The sequence below is a fragment of the Caballeronia sp. SBC1 genome (assembly GCF_011493005.1).
Lineage (GTDB): Bacteria > Pseudomonadota > Gammaproteobacteria > Burkholderiales > Burkholderiaceae > Caballeronia.
On record NZ_CP049158.1, the window covers coordinates 109,258 to 127,298 of the forward strand.

The following is an 18,041-nucleotide window of genomic DNA, read 5'->3' on the forward strand; positions in this document are numbered from 1 at the left end:
GGCTTCTTACCAGAATGGAGCCATGAGCAAGCCAAGCCAATTTTCCCCTGAAGTCCGAGAGCGCGCCGTTCGTCTGGTGCGCGAGCAGCGTGGCGAGCACCCGTCACTGTGGGCAGCTGTTGAAACCATTGCGCCGATGATCGGTTGTTCGAGCCAGACCCTATTGGGCTGGGTCAAGCGTGAGCAGATCGACAGCGGCGAGCGCGAAGGCGTGACCACGTCGGAGCGTGAACGCCTCAAGACGCTGGAACGTGAGAACAAGGAACTGCGCCGCGCCAACGAGATTCTGAAGTTGGCGAGCGCGTTTTTCGCCCAGGCGGAGCTCGACCGCCGTCTGAAGTCCTGAAGGCCTTCGTCGATCAGCATCGCGACACCTTCGGGGTCGAGTCGATCTGCAAGGTCTTGCGGATTGCCCCGTCGGGCTATCGGCGTCATGCCGCACAGCTTCGCGATCCGTCGCGGCGCTGTGCTCGCGCGATACGCGATGAACGTCTGCAACCCGAGATCAAGCGCGTCTGGCAGACCAACATGCAGGTCTACGGCGCGGATAAGGTCTGGAAACAGATGAACCGGGAGCGCATCAAGGTGGCTCGCTGCACCGTTGAGCGATTGATGAGACGACTGGGTTTGCGTGGCGTGATGCGAGGCAAGCGTGTTCGCACGACCGTCCCCGATGCCTGCGCCCCGCGCCCGCTGGATCGGGTCAATCGCCAGTTCAACGCTTCGCGGCCAAACCAGCTTTGGGTCTCGGACTTCACCTACGTCTCGACGTGGCAGGGCTGGTTGTACGTCGCGTTCGTGGTCGACGTGTTCGCTCGGCGGATCGTTGGCTGGCGCGTTAGCACATCGATGACCACGGACTTCGTTCTGGATGCGCTTGAACAGGCACTTTACGCACGGCGACCAGGCGGCGACGGAATGCTGATACACCACTCCGACAGAGGTTCGCAATACGTCAGCGTTCGCTATAGCGAGCGGCTCGCCGAAGCGGGCATCGAACCGTCGGTCGGCAGTCGGGGCGATAGCTACGATAATGCCCTCGCTGAAACGATCAACGGCTTGTACAAGGCTGAACTGATTCATCGCCGCACCTGGAAAACACGTGAGTCCGTCGAGTTGGCAACGCTGGAATGGGTGGCCTGGTTCAATCACCATCGGCTGATGGAACCGCTTGGCTATATCCCGCCCGCTGAAGCTGAGGCAAACTACTACCGGCAACTTGAAACATCCGCCGTTGAACCCGTATTAACTTAAACCAACCAGCCTCCACGATTCCCGGGGCGGTTCAATAGGTTTTCGGAGCAATAGGTTTCGCATCCGCGTCGTTCATGCGCTCTAACAGGCTGCGGAAATACCTCACCCCGGAGTCACCCAAAAGGTCAGTTCAAACGTTGTTAGTGAAGACCCCACAACTGTGAGAAGCGATGCGCGGCGCGGATACCTTTACCGAGAATTTGTTCACGTTGCGTAAGCTGGAGGACTTTGTTCCAGCCGATCATCCGCTGCGCTCGATTCGCAAGATGGCCAACGCAGCATTGGCCAGGATGGATCGCTTGTTTGCCGGCATGTACGAGGCTGATATCAAAGGTGGGCGGCCCAGCATTGCCCCGGAGAAGTTGCTGCGCGCGATGCTATTACAAGTGCTCTATAGCGTTCGCTCGGAGCGCCAGTTGATGGAGCAGGTTCAATATAACCTGCTGTTTCGTTGGTTCATCGGGCTGTCGATGGACGATGCCGTTTGGGTGCCCACTGTCTTCACCAAGAACCGCGAGCGCCTGATCAAGCATGACGCGGTCATCGAGTTCTTCAACGAGGTTGTGGGCATTGCCGAGAAGAAGTGCTGGCTTTGCGGTGAGCACTTCAGCGTCGATGGCACGTTAATTCAAGCATGGGCCGGCCATAAAAGCTTTGTGCGCCGCGATGATGATCAGGACCCCGAAGACGGTGGGAGCTTCAAGGGTGAGACGCGCAGCAATGAGACGCATGAATCGAAGAGCGACCCCGATTCGCGGCTGTATCGTAAGGGCAAAACGGCAAGCGAGCTACGCTACATGGGCCACACGTTAAGCGATAACCGCCATGGGCTGATCGCCAGCGCCGTGGTGACGCTGGCCGATGGCTATGCCGAGCGCGAAGCGGCCAAAGTGATGATCAACGATGCCCGCCAGGCGCTTGGCGATCCGACGCGCGAGATCACGCTGGGGGCGGACAAAGGCTATGACGCGGCAGAGTTCATCGAGGCTGCAAGACCATGAAAGTCACGCCTCACGTGGCGCAAAACAACTCAGGCCGCCAGTCGGCGGTGCCCGAGTCAATCGCCCAGAGTGCGGGCTATGCGGTTTCCCAGCAAAAGCGCAAGCTCATCGAACAAGGTTTCGGCTGGGCTAAGAGCATCGGCGGTATGCGTCAAGTGATGGTGCGCGGCTTGAAGAAGGTCGATCAGATGTTTGTGCTGACCATGGCCGCGTACAACCTCGTGCGCATGCGCACCTTGGGAGAGATCCGGCCGTTGCAGCCGCTGTGAGCCAAAAATGCCCAAGAGAGCGTCATAAACAGGTCCGAAAACCGAAATTAACCGGTCCGCATTTCAAACTATGAGAAATTCCCCGCTGAAAATTCTGATTAAGCTCACGGCTCAGTAAAGTCGGCCTCTATTTCCGCAGCCTGCTAAGCGAATACTGGTCGTGTGATCATCAAAGGGGTTCACAAAATACGGCGAGTGCGTTGTCATTAACACCTGCCAATCCGGGCTTTCGGCGAGTTTGTAGAGGTGTCGCTAACGCGAAAACGCATCCTACACTTTTAAGATTTATCTCATATGCGACTCCCCCCAGATCAAGCGAGTCTCGTCCATATTACTCAAAAAGCGAGGGTTCATGCGTTACAGCACCTTGGTTGAAGAACTGAGCGCGACACCGGCCTATTTGATCGGTTTTTTCCTTTTCCTGTTGATACTGATGCACGTAACCCTCGTCTACTGGTGGCCGCTTTCGAGCCGCTCTTGGAAGCGTGCCGACTACATATGGCTTGCGGCTGCGACATTGGGATTGATCGGGAGCAGCAGAGAAGCGGAGCATTTTTTGTCAGGACGTTATGCGGAACATTCTCAGGGTCCCGCTACTTGGTCTGCATACCATCAACTGAGAGAAGCGTTGACTAATCCCGTTGGCATTTGTGCCATCCGCACCAAGGGACCAAACTCGCCTCCAGACTTTGACGCTATCGCGGAAGAGGAGCGTGAGCTCTGCGTGAAGTCGAATGAAATTGCGAAGCGGATGCCAGCGGATTTCGAGGGCGATCTGCCTCCGCTTGCCGACACGGGCTTCGAGCGATTTGGGATGAGCGTTGAATATCGGACGCAGTTTGTAGCGCAGATCAACCAGGCTGCAGACTTCTACGAACGCGAGCAGCATCGTTATGCCATGTATCGAGAGACCAGTAAACCAAATAAGACGGAAAACCTGATGAAGGTTTTAGGACCACTACTCTTAGCTTTTGCGCTCGCATTGCGAATTACAAAGGTCACAGGTGAAGTCAGAAATTCACATAGCAAGGGTTAATTTTTATCGAAATCCGGATCGTTCGTTTCGAAAGAAAAGAACTCTGCTTTTCGTCCATCTCACGCATCTCTTATCTGCACTATTCGCGTCATGTGAGCTAAAGGAGCCCAGTCAAGCGCTTTAGCTCTCTCCGCCGTCTCGCCATTACTCGCGTCACCCTTCCTTCCCCTCCACCGTTGTAACCAGCTCCCCAAAATCCGTCACCAGCAAATTCAGCACAAATGGCAGCACGGTATTCTTCTCCATTAATGCATTCGCCTTTTCCGCCGCCACCCTCAGCCTCTCAAACGCCTCGCGCGCCGCTCTAACGTTCTCATCTTGTTTCCGCTTATCGGCATCGAGCGTGGCCGCGAGCGCCTTCGCTAATCCATCGAACGCATCGGCGGTGTTGCTCAACGCTTCTCGGACAACTAAAGTCAACCGTCCAGCCAACCCCGCATCTCCCGCAAACGCCTGCCCTAAAAACAGCCCATCGCGATGCAGCCGCGTCAGCATCGGCGCAACCTTATCAATCACGTCACCACGCGTGCGCTTCACCGGCACGATGATGTGCTCGCGCCCTGCTTCGGTAATGGCCTCATCGAGTGCCTGCTCGGCGGCCGCGGAATGCCCATGCAAACGCTCGGCATCGCTCGCGTCACCCGGCTTGCGCAGCGTCAGCGCGATCAACTCGCCCAGCACCAGCACGATTTCGCTTGCACGGTCATGGGCGATATTGATCGCGCGGTTCGGCATCAAGAACGCAACGAGTAGCGCTGATCCCGCGCCAATTAGGATTTCGAGCAGGCGGTCGATCGGCCGTGCATACGGCGAGCCGTGGCCACTTGCCGGAACCAGCACAACAACGACGAGCGTGACGCAGGCGAGCCGGAGGGTTGGGCGCCAAGCGGCCAGTGCTGCGAGCGGCAGGAGTGCGATGGCGAACACGATGAGCGGCTGTGCGCCGCGCAGGATGGCGAACAAGCCCACCACGCCGACCAGTCCACCAATCACTGCACCGATGATCTGGTCCCGGCCCGTGCTCAGCGCCTGGTTGAGACTGGGCTGCGTGACGACAACGAGGGTGGTGATGACCGCCCAGTAAAGCTCGGGGAGCGTGGCGAGTTTGGCGACGTAGTAGCTGAGCAGGCAACTGACGAGCGTGCGAGCAAAGCGCCGGAGTTCGGGTGTAGACGTGAGTTTTGCCGTGAGCACTAGGGGTTTATTGGGTGAATTCCGTCGGGTTGTCGGGCTCGCGCTTGGCGGTGGTTTTGCCAGCGGCAGCAAGGTGCAATCCCGGATGGCGCCGCCAGCCGGAGCGGTCAGTTTAAGTTCAAACCGACGGAAATATCCGACGTAAAAACCGCCCTCTGCGGCCCGCAACCACGCCCGGATTCACCGCCGCGAGCAAAACCCTCGTGATCGCGTTACCATAAATGGTTAATTCGCCGGGTTTCGAATGTTGAGAATGTTGAATCAACACCGGCGGCAGTTTCCCCAATAACCGTGAACATCACGAACATCAGGAGCCAGGCATGAGCGACAGCACTCTATCGCGCAATTACCCGAACACGCAGTTGTACATCGACGGCGCATGGCGCGCTGGCAGCCGCGACACGGCCGTCGTCAACCCGGCGACGGAAGCAGAAATTGGCCGCCTCTCGCTGGCAAGCGAACAGCATCTCGCCGACGCTGCCGAAGCCGCCGGACGCGGTTTTGCGGCCTGGCGCAAGGTATCGGCATTCGATCGCAGCAAGCTCATGCGCCGTGCCGCGCAAAACCTGCGCGACCGCGCCGAGGAAGTGGCCGCGATCATGACCATGGAACAGGGCAAGCCGCTGGCCGAATCGCGCATTGAAGTGCTCGGCGCAGCGGACACTATCGACTGGTTCGCTGAAGAAGCGCGCCGGACGTACGGCCGCGTGATCCCGGCCCGCGCCGGTAATGTGCGCCAGATCGTGACGCGTGAGCCGGTCGGCCCGGTTGCCGCTTTCACGCCGTGGAATTTCCCGATCAATCAGGCTGTGCGCAAGGTATCGGCGGCGCTGGCGGCAGGATGCTCGGTGGTCCTGAAAGGCCCGGAAGAAACGCCGGCGAGCTGCGCGGCGCTGGTTCAGGCTTACATCGACGCAGGTTTGCCTGCTGGCGTGCTGAACCTCGTGTTTGGCGTTCCCGCCGATGTCTCCAAGTTCCTGATCACGCATCCGCTGATCCGCAAGATCTCGTTCACGGGCTCCACGGCAGTCGGCAAGTTGCTGGCCGCGATGGCCGGTGAGCACATGAAACGCGCCACGATGGAACTCGGCGGCCACGCGCCCGCACTGGTTTTCGCCGATGCCGACATTCCGCGCGCCGCGAAACTTCTGGCCAGCGCCAAGTTCCGCAATGCCGGTCAGGTGTGCATTTCGCCGACGCGTTTTATCGTCGAGGAATCCGCTTACGAGGAATTCACGGAGCATTTCGTCGCGACGACGAAGAAGCTGAAAGTCGGCAACGGCCTGGAAGAAGGCGTGCAGATGGGGGCGCTTGCCAACGGCCGCCGCTTGCAGGCAATGGAACGTCTGGTTGCCGATGCGGTGGAGCAGGGTGCGAAGGTGCTGACGGGCGGCGAACGCATTGGCCGCGAAGGCTATTTCTTCGCGCCGACGGTGCTCGCCAATGTACCGATGTCAGCTCGCATCATGACGGAAGAACCGTTTGGCCCGATCGCACCTATTTCGACTTTCAAGAACTACGACGAAGCGATTGTTGAAGCGAACCGTCTGCCGTATGGCTTGGCCGCGTATGCGTACACGCGTTCGAGCGCGACGTCGGCGGCGGTGGGCGAGGACATCGAAAGCGGGATGGTGTCGATCAACCACCACGGGTTGGGTATTCCGGAAACGCCGTTCGGCGGCGTGAAGGATTCGGGTTATGGCTCGGAAGGCGGCAGCGAAGCGATGGAAGCGTATCTCGTGACGAAGTTTGTGAGCGAGGCGCGGTAAGACTGATTCGGGTAGATGGCGCGGCGAAGCCGCGCCATTCAACGGATTACTCAAACGGATTAAGTAGTTTGACGCCTGTTTTTTCAAAGTCTTTGGTGTTCCGCGTCACGACCGTGAGATCGTGCATCAGAGCGGTGGCGGCAATCAGTTTGTCTATTGGGTTTTCGGGGTTCGGCACCCGCAAGCGGCCCCAGAGTTGAGCAACGTCGTCATCGATCGAGATGACGTCCATCGCGTAATCGTCCAATATTGTTCCTAGCCAGGCTTCGAGCATCGCAGCCTGCGGAGCATCGCCTCGATGCCTTACCGCTTCAGTTCCACGACGTAGTTCGCCCATTGTCACGGCTGACAAATGCAGCCGAATCTCGTCTTTACCGATTCGCTTAAATAACTTGCGCACGCCTTTATTCGCGTTCGCGCCTTTCCGAATTTCGCTAATAACATTTGTATCAATCAAATACACGGGGCGCCCCACCAGTATCTTGAATCCGCTCGAAATCAGCGTCCTCTCCGACGTTCGGCATGCTTGCTAACACTTCCGCCAGGCTGCGTTTTTTGGGACGGCTAAGCGCCTGAGCAAGAATTTCCCGATGCTCGGCTTCGGCGCTCCGACCGTGAGCGGCAGCGCGTTCGCGCAGGCTTTGGACCAGTGCTTCATCAATTCCGCGAACCAGTAAATTGGCCATCGCTGCTCCTCCCATTGAATGTTATCAATGATAGCACTCAAACGGGAAAATGCGATCGTTGCTATCAAGCATTGCGCTCTATAAACCCCGAAAAAAAACCCGGCCGAAGCCGGGTTCAACGTTCCCGCGCCCTGATCTCAAAAGGGCGCGGTCACCTGCAAAAAGCTACCGCAGAAAAGTGGAAAAACTTACGCTGCCAGCAGCGAGCGCAGCACGAACGGCAGGATCCCGCCGTGCTTGTAGTAATCCACTTCAATCGGCGTATCAATACGCAGCAACACCGTCACGCGCTGCTCGCTGCCATCCTTGCGATGGATCACGAGCGTCACTTCCTGCTGCGGCTTGATATCGGAAGTCAGGCCCTCCAGATCGAACGTTTCTTCGCCCGTGATGTTCAACGACTGCACACTGTCCGTGCCCTTGAACTGCAGCGGCAACACGCCCATGCCGACCAGGTTCGAACGGTGAATCCGCTCGAAACTACGTGCCACCACCAGTTTCACGCCGAGCAATTGCGTGCCCTTGGCGGCCCAGTCGCGCGACGAACCCGTGCCGTACTCTTCGCCGGCAAACACAATAGTCGGCGTGCCTTCGTCGATGTACTTCATGGCTGCGTCATAAATCGACATTTCTTCGCCGCTCGGCTGGAATATCGTCACGCCGCCTTCCACGCGCGAACCGTCTTCCTTCAGCGGGATCATCAGGTTCTTGATCCGCACGTTGGCGAACGTGCCGCGCATCATGACGTCATGGTTGCCGCGACGCGAGCCGTAGCTGTTGAAGTCGGCCTTCTGCACGCCATTCGCCTTCAGCCACACGCCTGCGGGCGAGCTTTCCTTGATCGAACCAGCCGGGCTGATGTGATCGGTCGTGACCGAGTCACCGAAAATGCCCAGCGGACGCGCGCCCTTGACTTCAGGGATGCTGTCGGCCGGCGTCATCGAAAAGTCCTTGCCGAAGAACGGCGGCTCAGCGATGTACGTCGACTTCGGCCAGTCATAAACCTGACCCGCTTCGCCTTCGATCTTGCTCCACAAATCACCGGTCTTCGTGAGTTCGGCGTAGTTCTTGCGGAACGCATCGGCGTCCAGCGCGTACTTCAACAGTGAGTTGACTTCTTCGCTCGTCGGCCAGATGTCGCCGAGGAAGATGTCCTTGCCGTTCTTGCCCTTGCCAACCGGTTCCGTCATCAGGTCGACGGTCATGTTCCCGGCAATGGCGTAAGCCACGACCAGCGGCGGCGAAGCCAGGAAGTTGGCGCGGATGTTCGGATGAATACGCGCTTCGAAGTTACGGTTACCCGACAGCACGGCAGCCGCCACAATATCGTTCTTCGTGATCGCGTCGTTCAGTTCAGGCGTCAGGTCGCCCGCGTTACCAATACACGTCGTGCAGCCGTAAGCGGCCAGCGTGAAACCAAGCTGGTCGAGGTACGTCAGCAGGTTGGTCTTCGTCAGGTACTCGGTGACAATCCGCGATCCCGGCGCCAGCGACGTCTTGATGTGCGGTGCAACCGTCAAACCGGCTTCCACGGCCTTCTTTGCAAGCAGGCCGGCGGCAAGCAATACGCTTGGGTTCGACGTGTTCGTGCACGACGTGATGGCGGCGATCAGGATGTCGCCGTTCTTCACATCGACGTTGTTCGTGGTCACGTATTGCTTGTCCAGATCGGCAGCCTTCTTGCCGAAGCCGTTGTCGCTGACAGCCTTCGAGAACAGCTCGGTGAAGTTCGACTTCACATTGCCGATCTCGATACGGTCTTGCGGACGCTTCGGACCTGCCAGCGACGGAGCAACCGTGCCCAAGTCGAGCGTGAGCGTCTTCGTGTAGTCGATCTCGCCGGCCTTCGGCACGCCGAACAGGTTTTGCGCCTTGAAATAGGCTTCGAACGCTTTGATTTCTGCTTCGGTACGGCCCGTGCCCTTGAAGTAGTCGATGGTCTTTTCATCGACCGGGAAGAAGCCCATGGTTGCACCGTATTCCGGCGCCATGTTGCCGATGGTCGCGCGGTCCGGCAGCGACAGCGACTTCGTGCCTTCGCCGAAGAACTCGACGAACTTGCCAACGACCTTCTCTTTACGCAGCATTTCGGTAACGGTCAGCACCAGGTCGGTTGCCGTCACGCCTTCGCGAATCTTGCCCTTCAGCTCAACGCCCACCACGTCCGGCGTCAGGAAATACACCGGCTGGCCGAGCATGCCGGCTTCAGCTTCAATACCGCCCACGCCCCAGCCCACCACGCCAATACCGTTGATCATCGTCGTGTGGCTATCCGTGCCGACGAGCGTGTCCGGGTAATACACCGTATCGCCGTCGACCGTCTTCTTGTGCACGCCACGCGCCAGATATTCCAGGTTCACCTGGTGAACGATACCCACGCCCGGCGGCACGACCTTGAACGTATCGAAGGCTTGCATGCCCCACTTCATGAACTGGTAGCGCTCGTTATTGCGTTGGAATTCCAGCTTCATGTTCAGGTCGAGCGCGTCTTTCTGGCGGAAGTAATCGATTTGCACCGAGTGATCGACCACCAAATCGACCGGCACGAGCGGCTCGATCGCCTTCGGATCCTTGCCTGCGCGCTGTGCAACGCCACGCATTGCAGCGATGTCGGCGAGCAGCGGCACGCCGGTGAAATCCTGCAGCACGACGCGCGAGACGACGAACGGGATTTCATCGGTACGATCTGCGACCGGCTTCCAGGTCGCCAACTGCTTGATGTGTTCTTCGCCGATCTTCTTGCCGTCGTAGTTGCGCAGCACCGATTCCAGCACGATGCGGATCGACACCGGCAAGCGTTCGATCTTGATGTTCAGCGCCTTTCCGAGTGCGGGCAACGAGTAGTACTTGCCTTTGCCGGAACCGCTGTCGAATTCCTTGAGCGTTTTGTGGAGATTGTGGGCCATGTTTTTTTTCCCTTGGTTTAAACGAGGAAATACCTTCGAAACGTTTGATCTAAAACGAGTGACGAATCCTGACTAAATCACGTACAAATCAACGTATTCATTGACCGGCATTGCTTCGAGCGTTGCCTGATCCAGCGATACCGCGAGGATCGCCTCTTGCTGCTTGGCTGGGAAACGCCGTGCAAGGTTGGTCCTGAACTTCTCGACCAGAAGGGGGATGCCGTCTTCGCGACGGCGTTTGTGTCCAATCGGATATTCGACGACCACTTCGTCGAACTGGCTGCCGTCGTTGAACTCGACGGTCAGCGCATTAGCGATAGAACGCTTCTCCGGATCGTGATAATCCTTCGTGAATTGCGGGTCCTCCACGCATTCCATCTTGGCGCGCAAGGTGTCGATGCGCTGATCCTTCGCTACTGAATCTTCATAATCCAGAGCGGTCAGGCGACCATGGATCAACGGCACGGCGATCATGTATTGAATGCAGTGATCGCGGTCGGCGGGGTTATCGAGCGGACCCTTTTTATCGATAATCCGAATCGCCGCTTCGTGCGTGCGGATCGTGATCTTCTTGATGTCTTCAACCTTCTTGCCGGTTTCCGTGAGCTTGGCGTGCAAGGTCATTGCCGCTTCCACGGCCGTTTGCGAGTGGAACTCAGCCGGAAACGAGATCTTGAACAGCACGTTTTCCATCACGTACGAACCGTACGGACGCTGGAACTTGAACTCGTTGCCCTTGAAGAGCACGTCGTAAAAACCCCATGTTTTAGCGGTCAGAACCGACGGATAGCCCATCTCGCCCGTCTTCGCGATCAACGCGAGACGTACGGCGCGCGAAGTTGCGTCACCCGCTGCCCACGACTTGCGCGAGCCCGTATTCGGCGCGTGCCGATACGTGCGCAGCGAATGACCATCGACGAAGGCCAAAGATACGGCATTGATCAACTCATCGCGCGTCAACCCGATCATCTGACCGACGACGGCCGTGGATGCCAGTTTGACCAATAAAACGTGATCGAGACCGACCTTGTTGAACGAGTTTTCCAGCGCGATACAGCCTTGAATTTCGTGCGCCTTGATCATCGCGATCAAGACGTCTTTCATCGACAGCGGCTTCTTACCGGTGGCCACCGCGCTACGCGAGAGCCAGTCGGCCGTTGCCAGAATACCGCCGAGATTGTCCGACGGATGGCCCCATTCGGCAGCCAGCCATGTGTCGTTGAAGTCGAGCCAGCGGATCATCGCGCCAATGTTGAACGCAGCCTGAACCGGGTCGAGCTGGAAAGAGGTGCCAGGCACCTTGGCGCCGTTGGGGACTATCGTGCCGGGCACAATGGGTCCCATCAGCTTGGTGCATGCAGGATAGGTCAGTGCTTCGAGTCCGCAGCCGAGCGTATCGATCAGGCAGTTGCGCGCCGTGTCGAGCGCGAGCGTGCTGTCGATCTTGTAGTCGAGAACGTAGTCGACAATATCGACTAGTACTCGGTCCGGCTCGGGCCGGACATTGGAAATCGGTGCGGACATCGAAAAACCTCTTGTAAAAACTAACTTACTTGACGTTCTTGATCAGTGCGTTGGACTGCGTGGGTGCCGGCACGCCTGCTGAAGCCATTTCATCCGTCTTGCATTCGTCGGCGAGACGCGACGAGTCCTTGTCTGAGAACAACATGGCCTTGCTCGGGATCACGACCAGGTCCATGCCCGATGCTGCGTCGTGGAAACGATCCGCGCCGGTGGTGGTTGTTTCGCGCGGCAGTTGATAGTCCTTCTTCGCCCAGTTGACGGTGACGACCTGGTCACGCTTCATGTCGCCTTTCAGGTAGAAAGCCAGACCTTCGTTGCACGACCATTTCGTTGCGCCTTCCGGAATCGGGTCTACTTTTGCTGCATTTTTAGCTTCTGTAGCGGGTTTACGCTTGATCAGGCGGCGTGCCGGTGCGGGGCGTTTAGCCACGGCCTTCTTGGCCGTCGTCGATTTGGCCGGAGTGGTGGTCGTCGTGGCATCTGCGGCCAGCGCGCTCGTGCTGGCGAGCATGCCCGAGAAGGACAGGGCGCCGACAACGCTAGCGATCAGGAGTTTATTCATCAATGACAGCCTTTCTAAATTTCGTTTAAATGTTCAATCGGGGCGTTTGCAGCGGCAGTTCGTGGGTAGAAATGACCGGCTGCATTGGCCCGTTTTGCGAAAGCACGCGCGCCGATTTGGCTATCCGGCGCACGCAGCGCGCTATTTTCGCTTATTTATAGACTGGAACTTCAGATTTTCGGGACCTGTGTAATTTGCGCTCGGCCGGATGATCTTGTTATCGATACGTTGTTCAATGATGTGAGCGCTCCAGCCCGAGGTCCGCGATATCACGAACAGCGGCGTGAACATGGCCGTGGGCACGCCCATCGCGTGATACGACACCGCGCTGAACCAGTCCAAATTCGGGAACATCTTCTTCGCGTCCAACATGGTTGTTTCAAGGCGCTCGGCGATGTCGTAGAGCTTCGTGTCGCCTGCTTCCTTCGCCAATTTTTTCGCGATTTCCTTGATCACCTTGTTGCGCGGATCGGAGATCGTGTACACCGGATGACCGAAGCCGATGACCACTTCCTTCGCTTCCACGCGTCGGCGGATATCCGCTTCCGCTTCGTCGGGCGTTTGATAGCGCGATTGAATATCGAACGCGGCTTCGTTCGCGCCGCCATGCTTCGGGCCGCGCAACGCGCCAATGCCGCCCGTGATGGCCGAGTACATGTCCGAGCCCGTGCCTGCGATCACGCGGCAGGTGAACGTTGATGCGTTGAATTCGTGCTCAGCGTAGAGAATCAGCGATGCGTGCATTGCATCGACCCACGACTTCGACGGCGGAACACCATGCAGCAAATGCAGGAAGTGCCCGCCGATGGAATCGTCATCGGTCTCGGTTTCAATGCGCCGGCCGTTATGCGAATAGTGATACCAGTACAGAAGAATTGAACCGAGAGAGGCCATCAGGCGATCGGCAATATCCTTGGCTCCCGCGATGTTGTGGTCTTCTTTCTCGGGCAGTACGGTGCCGAGCACGGAGACGCCCGTGCGCATCACATCCATCGGGTGGGCGGATGCGGGAATCCATTCCAGCGCGGCTTTCAGGTTCGCGGGAAGCCCGCGCAGACCCTTGAGCTTGGCCTTGTAGGTCTTGAGCTCCGCGACGGTGGGCAGCTTGCCATGGACGAGCAGATACGCGATCTCCTCGAACTCGGACGACCCGGCAATATCAAGAATATCGTAGCCACGATAGTGCAAGTCATTGCCCGTCTTGCCGACGGTGCACAGCGCGGTATTACCGGCCGTCACGCCCGACAGCGCGACCGATTTCTTCGGTTTGAAGCCGCCGGTGGCGGGTGCTTCTTTCTCTAACGTATCGCTCATTCGACCCAGTCTCCTGATATGTAGAACGCGTTACTTGTCTTCTGAAAAAAGCGTCTCTGCGCCTTCGGGCAGCGCCTGGGCCGACGCTTTCGCGCGGCGCAGCACCGACCAGTAATACCGATAGCTTGCGCGATCGTGCAACGTGTCCTGATGTCGCGTCGGTCCCCAGTGCGCGTTTTGCGCGGCGAGCAAAATCGCCGTCGCGGTTGCAATCTCATCTTGCCGCGGCAGGAAGGCATCGACGATTGGCTGGATCTGATCCGGGTGAATGCTCCACATGCGCGTGTAGCCAAACTCGTTGCGGGCACGCTGGGCATCGCTCGCGACCACGCTCATGTCGCGCACTTCCGTAGAAACGTTATGCGACGCCACCTTGCCATGCGCGTGGCAAGCCGCCGCGATCTCGAGCTTCGCGCGCCGCACGAGCGGATGATCGAACTGCCCGGGCGAGCGCATCGAGGTGTCAGGGATCGCGCCGTTATGCGCCGATACAAAATCCATCAGCCCGAAGCTCAGCGCCTCGACGCCCGGCAGCGCGGCGAGTTCGAAGACCTCGGCCAGCGCGCCATGTGTTTCGATCAGCAACTGACACGGGATAGCTTGCTTGATCCCAAACTCGCACCGCGACGCTTCGACGAACGCGATCATTTCGGCGGCATCGAAGACGCTGCGAATTTTGGGCAGCGTGATGTACGCGGGTGCTTTCCTGGCGGCGCGCAGGATGATGCGCACGTCGTCGCGCCAGGCGCGGTTCTGGAAGTCGTGGATACGCACGCCCACGCGGCCAAAGCGGTCTTCCTCGCTGCCCAGAAACGATGCCACCAGTTCCGCGTGCGTGGCTTCCTGACCGACTTGCGCGCCGTCCTCGCAGTCGAGCGTGACGTCGAACACCGGGCCGAGTTGCGCCTGCAGGGCGAGCGATTTCCTGATCAGCTTTTCGCTGCCTGCATAGTGATCGCAAGGGGGCATCACAGCGGGTGGAACGTCGCCTTCAAACAGGACTTCGGCGGGGGTGAGAGCGCGCATCGTCGGCGTCGGCTTGCTTGTAAAGAGGGTGGTGGAAACGGCGGATTCGGGTGAGTTCGGACGTTATGTCACGCGTCAACGTCAAACACCAAACACACTCGAATCAGCGGCGAGCGCCAGCCTTCCGGCCAGGCGCTCGCGTGAAACACAAAGACTGCCAGACCCGCTTACTTGCCCAGCAGGTGCGCCACGCCTTCACGCTCTTCGAGCAATTCGTTCAGCGTGCCGGTCATCTTCTCGCGCGAGAACGCGTCGATTTCCAGGCCTTCAACGCGCTTGTATTCGCCGTTTTCGCACGTCACGGGAACGCCGTAGATGATGTCTTCCGGGATTTCGTACGAACCATCGGACGGAATGCCCATGGTGACCCACTTGCCGTTCGTGCCCAGCACCCAGTCGCGCACATGGTCGATAGCCGCGTTAGCTGCCGACGCCGCCGACGACAAGCCACGCGCTTCGATGATCGCCGCGCCGCGCTTGCCGACGGTCGGGATGAACGTGTTGCGGTTCCATTCGTCGTCGTTGATCAGCTTGGTCAGCGACTCGCCTTCGACCGTGGCGAAACGGAAATCCGGGTACATGGTCGGCGAGTGATTGCCCCACACGGCCAGCTTTTCGATCGATGCGACCGGCTTGCCCGACTTGCCTGCCAGTTGCGACAGCGCGCGGTTGTGGTCCAGGCGCAGCATGGCCGTGAAGTTCTTCTTCGGCAGATCCGGCGCCGACTTCATTGCGATGTACGCGTTCGTGTTGGCCGGGTTGCCTACCACGAGCACCTTCACGTCGCGGCTTGCCACTTCATTGAGCGCCTTGCCTTGCACCGTGAAGATCTCGGCGTTGGCGGACAGCAGGTCCTTACGCTCCATGCCCTTCGAACGGGGACGGGCGCCGACCAGCAACGCGACGTCGGCGTCCTTGAATGCAACCTTCGGGTCGTCGGTGACAACCACGCCGGCCAGCAACGGGAACGCGCAGTCTTCCAGTTCCATGACTACGCCCTTGACGGCGCCTTGCGCCTGCGGCAGGTCTAGCAACTGAAGGATGACCGGCTGGTCTTTGCCCAGCAGGTCGCCGTTGGCGATGCGGAACAGCAACGAGTAACCGATTTGACCTGCGGCGCCTGTGACGGCAACGCGCTTTGCGGACTTAGCCATTGAGAACACTCCTGAACGGTGCGTGAAACGCTAGGGGAAAACGCCATTTTAGGCGCGTTACGCGAAGCGTTGATGAAGCATGTGAATCGAACTGCGCGGGTCGCCCCGCGGGTTGCCCCGAAAACCCAATGGCGTCGCGCCTGAAGCGAGATTGTCATGGTCTTTCCGGTAGCATGCCGGCAATCGCAGCCCGATCCTCGTGCTGGGAATCTGGCTTGGGCGAGCATGGGATTTGCGCTGGATCCTGCTGGTTCAGCGCCGCTTATATGCCTCGTACACGCCTCATGCTTCGTGCGTCGCGTTTTCGAGGGCGCGGGCGTTGCGAGAGCGGGGCACTGGCAGCGGCAGCGAACACGAAAGCCGTTCGGCTTGAAGCGGTGAGCGGTAGGGCGATCTGGTGCGTCCTTGTGGCCAGCGCTTGGCTGGCCGACGCGCCGGGTGCGCGGCATGAAACGCGCAGCATCCCGCAAACCCTTGCTCGCCAAGGAGTGTAGGATTCGATCAGGTCAAAGTCAACCGTATCCTATGTCTTATATAAGACATAGGAATACCCGGGAAAACGCTAGACGCGGCTTGGCGCTTTATGATGAAATGCGCGCATGAATTCGAACCCAGCGAGCACCACGAACCTTCCCGGCGCAGCCGGCGCGACGGAAGTCGTGTCCGCTTCGTCGCCAACGTTCAGCCCGCTATACCAGCAGATCAAGACCCTGATTACGCAAGGGCTGGAATCGGGTGATTGGAAGCCCGGCGAAATGATCCCCAGCGAAGTCGAACTGGCCGCCCGTTACAAGGTGAGTCAGGGGACCGTGCGCAAAGCCATCGACGAACTCGCCGCGGACAACCTGCTCGTGCGCCGTCAGGGCAAGGGCACGTTTGTTGCAACGCACAACGAAGATCGCGTACAGTTCCGCTTTCTCCGGTTGCTGCCGGAAGACGGCGACCTTCATCCCCACGTGAGCCGGTTGCTGGAGTGCCGCCGTTTGCGCGCACCCGCCGAGATCGCTCGCCAACTGGACTTGAAGCCGGCAGACCCGGTTGTCTGTATCAAACGATTGCTGCAATTCGACGGCGAAACCACCGTCTTCGACGAAATCTGGTTGCCCGGCGCGGTTTTCCGCGGACTGACGGCTGAGCGCCTGGCAGATTACAAAGGCCCGCTTTACGCAATGTTCGAAACGGAATTCGGCACGCGCATGATCCGGGCATCGGAGAAAATCAGGGCGGTGGGGGCGGACGACGCAGTCGCTGAACTGCTTGGCGTGGCCGCCGGGTCGCCGCTGCTGTCGGTCGAGCGGGTGTCGTACACGTATGGCGACCGGCCGGTGGAAGTGCGGCGCGGGTGGTATGTCACGAACGGCTATTACTATCAAAACGATTTGAGTTGAAGCGGGAGTTAAAACGGGACGTGGATGGCTTGGCGGCGGACCCAAGGGGCGCCTTAAAAGCCTTTCTCACGCGATTAGCAATAGCCTCTTGCGCGGCATTTCGCTGCAGCGCGATATAAAAAGGCGCTAAAATCGCGGACTAGTGTGATAACAAAGTTGGGGTCTAGCATGGCTGAAGCCGTAAAAAAACCAAGACCTGAGTACCGGAATATCGGAATTGCTCAGCTAGCAACCTACCGCTTGCCACTAGCGGGAAAGGTTTCAATTCTTCACCGCATCAGTGGTCTGCTTCTATTCGTATCGCTGCCGTTTCTGCTCTATCTGCTGGACCAAAGCCTCACGTCGGAGATCAGTTTCGACAGCTTCAAGGGCTTTCTCGCCAATCCCCTCATCAAGATCGTCGTCCTCGTGCTTTCGTGGTCCTTCCTGTTCCACTTTTGCGCCGGCATCCGCTTCCTGCTGCTCGATACCCATCGCGCAGTGAGCAAGGAAGGCGGCAAGCAGACGTCCATCGTTGTGCTCGTGGTGTCATCTCTGCTGACAATCGTCGTTGCGCTTAAACTCTTTGGAGCCTTCTGAGAATGGCAGCGAACAACAACAATCGAATTGGTCCCAAGCGCCTGGTTGTAGGCGCGCACTACGGTCTGCGCGACTGGCTGGCGCAACGCATTACCGCCGTGGTAATGGCCCTGTACACGCTGGTCCTGCTGTTCTGGTTTTTTGGCGCGCGTGATTTTTCGTACGACGGCTGGGCATCCATTTTCGCCATGCAATGGATGAAGCTTGCCACGTTCGTAGCCTTGCTCTCGCTCTTTTATCACGCGTGGGTCGGCATTCGCGACATCTGGATGGACTACATCAAGCCCGTCGGCTTGCGCCTGTTCCTTCAAGTGGCGACGATCCTCTGGCTGGTCGGCTGTATCGGCTACGCGGCACAGATTCTCTGGAGAGTGTAAAG

General features: G+C 58.6%; 15 protein-coding genes, 1 pseudogene and 1 other annotated feature. Of the genes and pseudogenes, 7 read left to right on the forward strand and 9 right to left on the reverse strand.

Annotation, left to right across the window (positions count from 1 at the left end):
- Positions 1-22 precede the first annotated feature (22 nt).
- From SBC1_RS27365 to SBC1_RS27375, 3 genes and pseudogenes are all read left to right on the forward strand, one after another.
- Positions 23-1,254, forward strand: a protein-coding gene (locus SBC1_RS27365; protein WP_370469577.1) for an IS3 family transposase whose coding sequence is annotated in 2 segments (ribosomal slippage) — positions 23-314 and positions 314-1,254 — 1,233 coding nt in all. Because the reading frame shifts where the segments join, the coding sequence is not laid out codon by codon here.
- Positions 301-417: a sequence feature (AL1L pseudoknot), on the forward strand. (Overlaps the previous gene by 117 nt.)
- 170 nt (positions 1,255-1,424) lie before the next feature.
- Positions 1,425-2,524: pseudogene (locus SBC1_RS27370) on the forward strand (IS5 family transposase).
- A gap of 352 nt (positions 2,525-2,876) precedes the next feature.
- On the forward strand, positions 2,877-3,560 hold the full coding sequence (locus tag SBC1_RS27375; RefSeq protein ID WP_165102030.1) for a hypothetical protein: 684 nt from the start codon (positions 2,877-2,879) through the stop codon (positions 3,558-3,560).
- Positions 3,561-3,713: 153 nt separating this feature from the next.
- Here SBC1_RS27375 and SBC1_RS27380 read toward each other — a convergent pair whose 3' ends face one another.
- Positions 3,714-4,754, reverse strand: coding sequence for an FUSC family protein (locus SBC1_RS27380; protein ID WP_165102031.1), 1,041 nt, complete (start codon positions 4,752-4,754; stop codon positions 3,714-3,716).
- 320 nt (positions 4,755-5,074) lie between these two features.
- On the opposite strand from SBC1_RS27380, the gene SBC1_RS27385 reads away from it, so the two are divergent.
- Positions 5,075-6,523, forward strand: a complete 1,449-nt coding sequence (locus tag SBC1_RS27385; RefSeq protein ID WP_165102033.1) for an NAD-dependent succinate-semialdehyde dehydrogenase — start codon at positions 5,075-5,077, stop codon at positions 6,521-6,523.
- A 46-nt stretch (positions 6,524-6,569) separates the two neighbouring features.
- Here the strand turns inward: SBC1_RS27385 and SBC1_RS27390 are convergent, their stop codons facing one another.
- The 8 genes from SBC1_RS27390 to SBC1_RS27425 form a co-directional block, all read right to left on the reverse strand.
- Positions 6,570-6,986, reverse strand: coding sequence for a type II toxin-antitoxin system VapC family toxin (locus SBC1_RS27390; RefSeq protein WP_165102035.1), 417 nt, complete (start codon positions 6,984-6,986; stop codon positions 6,570-6,572).
- Entirely contained in the window at positions 6,973-7,209 is a 237-nt protein-coding gene (locus tag SBC1_RS27395; protein WP_165102037.1) for a DNA-binding protein, read from the reverse strand. The genes SBC1_RS27390 and SBC1_RS27395 overlap by 14 nt, the downstream gene beginning before the upstream one ends.
- 188 nt (positions 7,210-7,397) lie before the next feature.
- Positions 7,398-10,115, reverse strand: coding sequence for an aconitate hydratase AcnA (gene acnA / locus SBC1_RS27400; protein ID WP_165102039.1), 2,718 nt, complete (start codon positions 10,113-10,115; stop codon positions 7,398-7,400).
- 72 nt (positions 10,116-10,187) lie between these two features.
- A complete protein-coding gene (locus SBC1_RS27405) occupies positions 10,188-11,639 on the reverse strand; it encodes a bifunctional 2-methylcitrate dehydratase/aconitate hydratase (protein WP_165102041.1) in 1,452 nt (483 codons plus the stop codon).
- 25 nt (positions 11,640-11,664) lie between these two features.
- A complete protein-coding gene (locus tag SBC1_RS27410; protein ID WP_165102044.1) occupies positions 11,665-12,201 on the reverse strand; it encodes a hypothetical protein in 537 nt (178 codons plus the stop codon).
- A 141-nt stretch (positions 12,202-12,342) separates the two neighbouring features.
- Positions 12,343-13,515, reverse strand: a complete 1,173-nt coding sequence (gene prpC / locus SBC1_RS27415; RefSeq protein WP_165102047.1) for a 2-methylcitrate synthase — start codon at positions 13,513-13,515, stop codon at positions 12,343-12,345.
- A gap of 30 nt (positions 13,516-13,545) precedes the next feature.
- The gene (locus tag SBC1_RS27420; protein WP_165102051.1) at positions 13,546-14,541 is read right to left on the reverse strand and encodes a CoA ester lyase; all 996 of its coding nucleotides are present in this window, start codon (positions 14,539-14,541) and stop codon (positions 13,546-13,548) included.
- Positions 14,542-14,708: 167 nt separating this feature from the next.
- Positions 14,709-15,695: a malate dehydrogenase gene (locus SBC1_RS27425; RefSeq protein WP_165102054.1), complete on the reverse strand. Its 987-nt coding sequence runs from the start codon at positions 15,693-15,695 to the stop codon at positions 14,709-14,711.
- A 599-nt stretch (positions 15,696-16,294) separates the two neighbouring features.
- Between SBC1_RS27425 and SBC1_RS27430 the strand changes: the two genes are divergently transcribed.
- From SBC1_RS27430 to sdhD, 3 genes are all read left to right on the forward strand, one after another.
- Positions 16,295-17,083 (forward strand): GntR family transcriptional regulator, encoded by a 789-nt coding sequence (locus SBC1_RS27430; protein WP_165102057.1) that lies wholly within the window; start codon positions 16,295-16,297, stop codon positions 17,081-17,083.
- Positions 17,084-17,251: 168 nt separating this feature from the next.
- Entirely contained in the window at positions 17,252-17,662 is a 411-nt protein-coding gene (sdhC, locus tag SBC1_RS27435) for a succinate dehydrogenase, cytochrome b556 subunit (protein WP_165102060.1), read from the forward strand.
- A gap of 2 nt (positions 17,663-17,664) precedes the next feature.
- A complete protein-coding gene (gene sdhD / locus SBC1_RS27440) occupies positions 17,665-18,039 on the forward strand; it encodes a succinate dehydrogenase, hydrophobic membrane anchor protein (protein ID WP_165102064.1) in 375 nt (124 codons plus the stop codon).
- Positions 18,040-18,041: the final 2 nt, after the last annotated feature.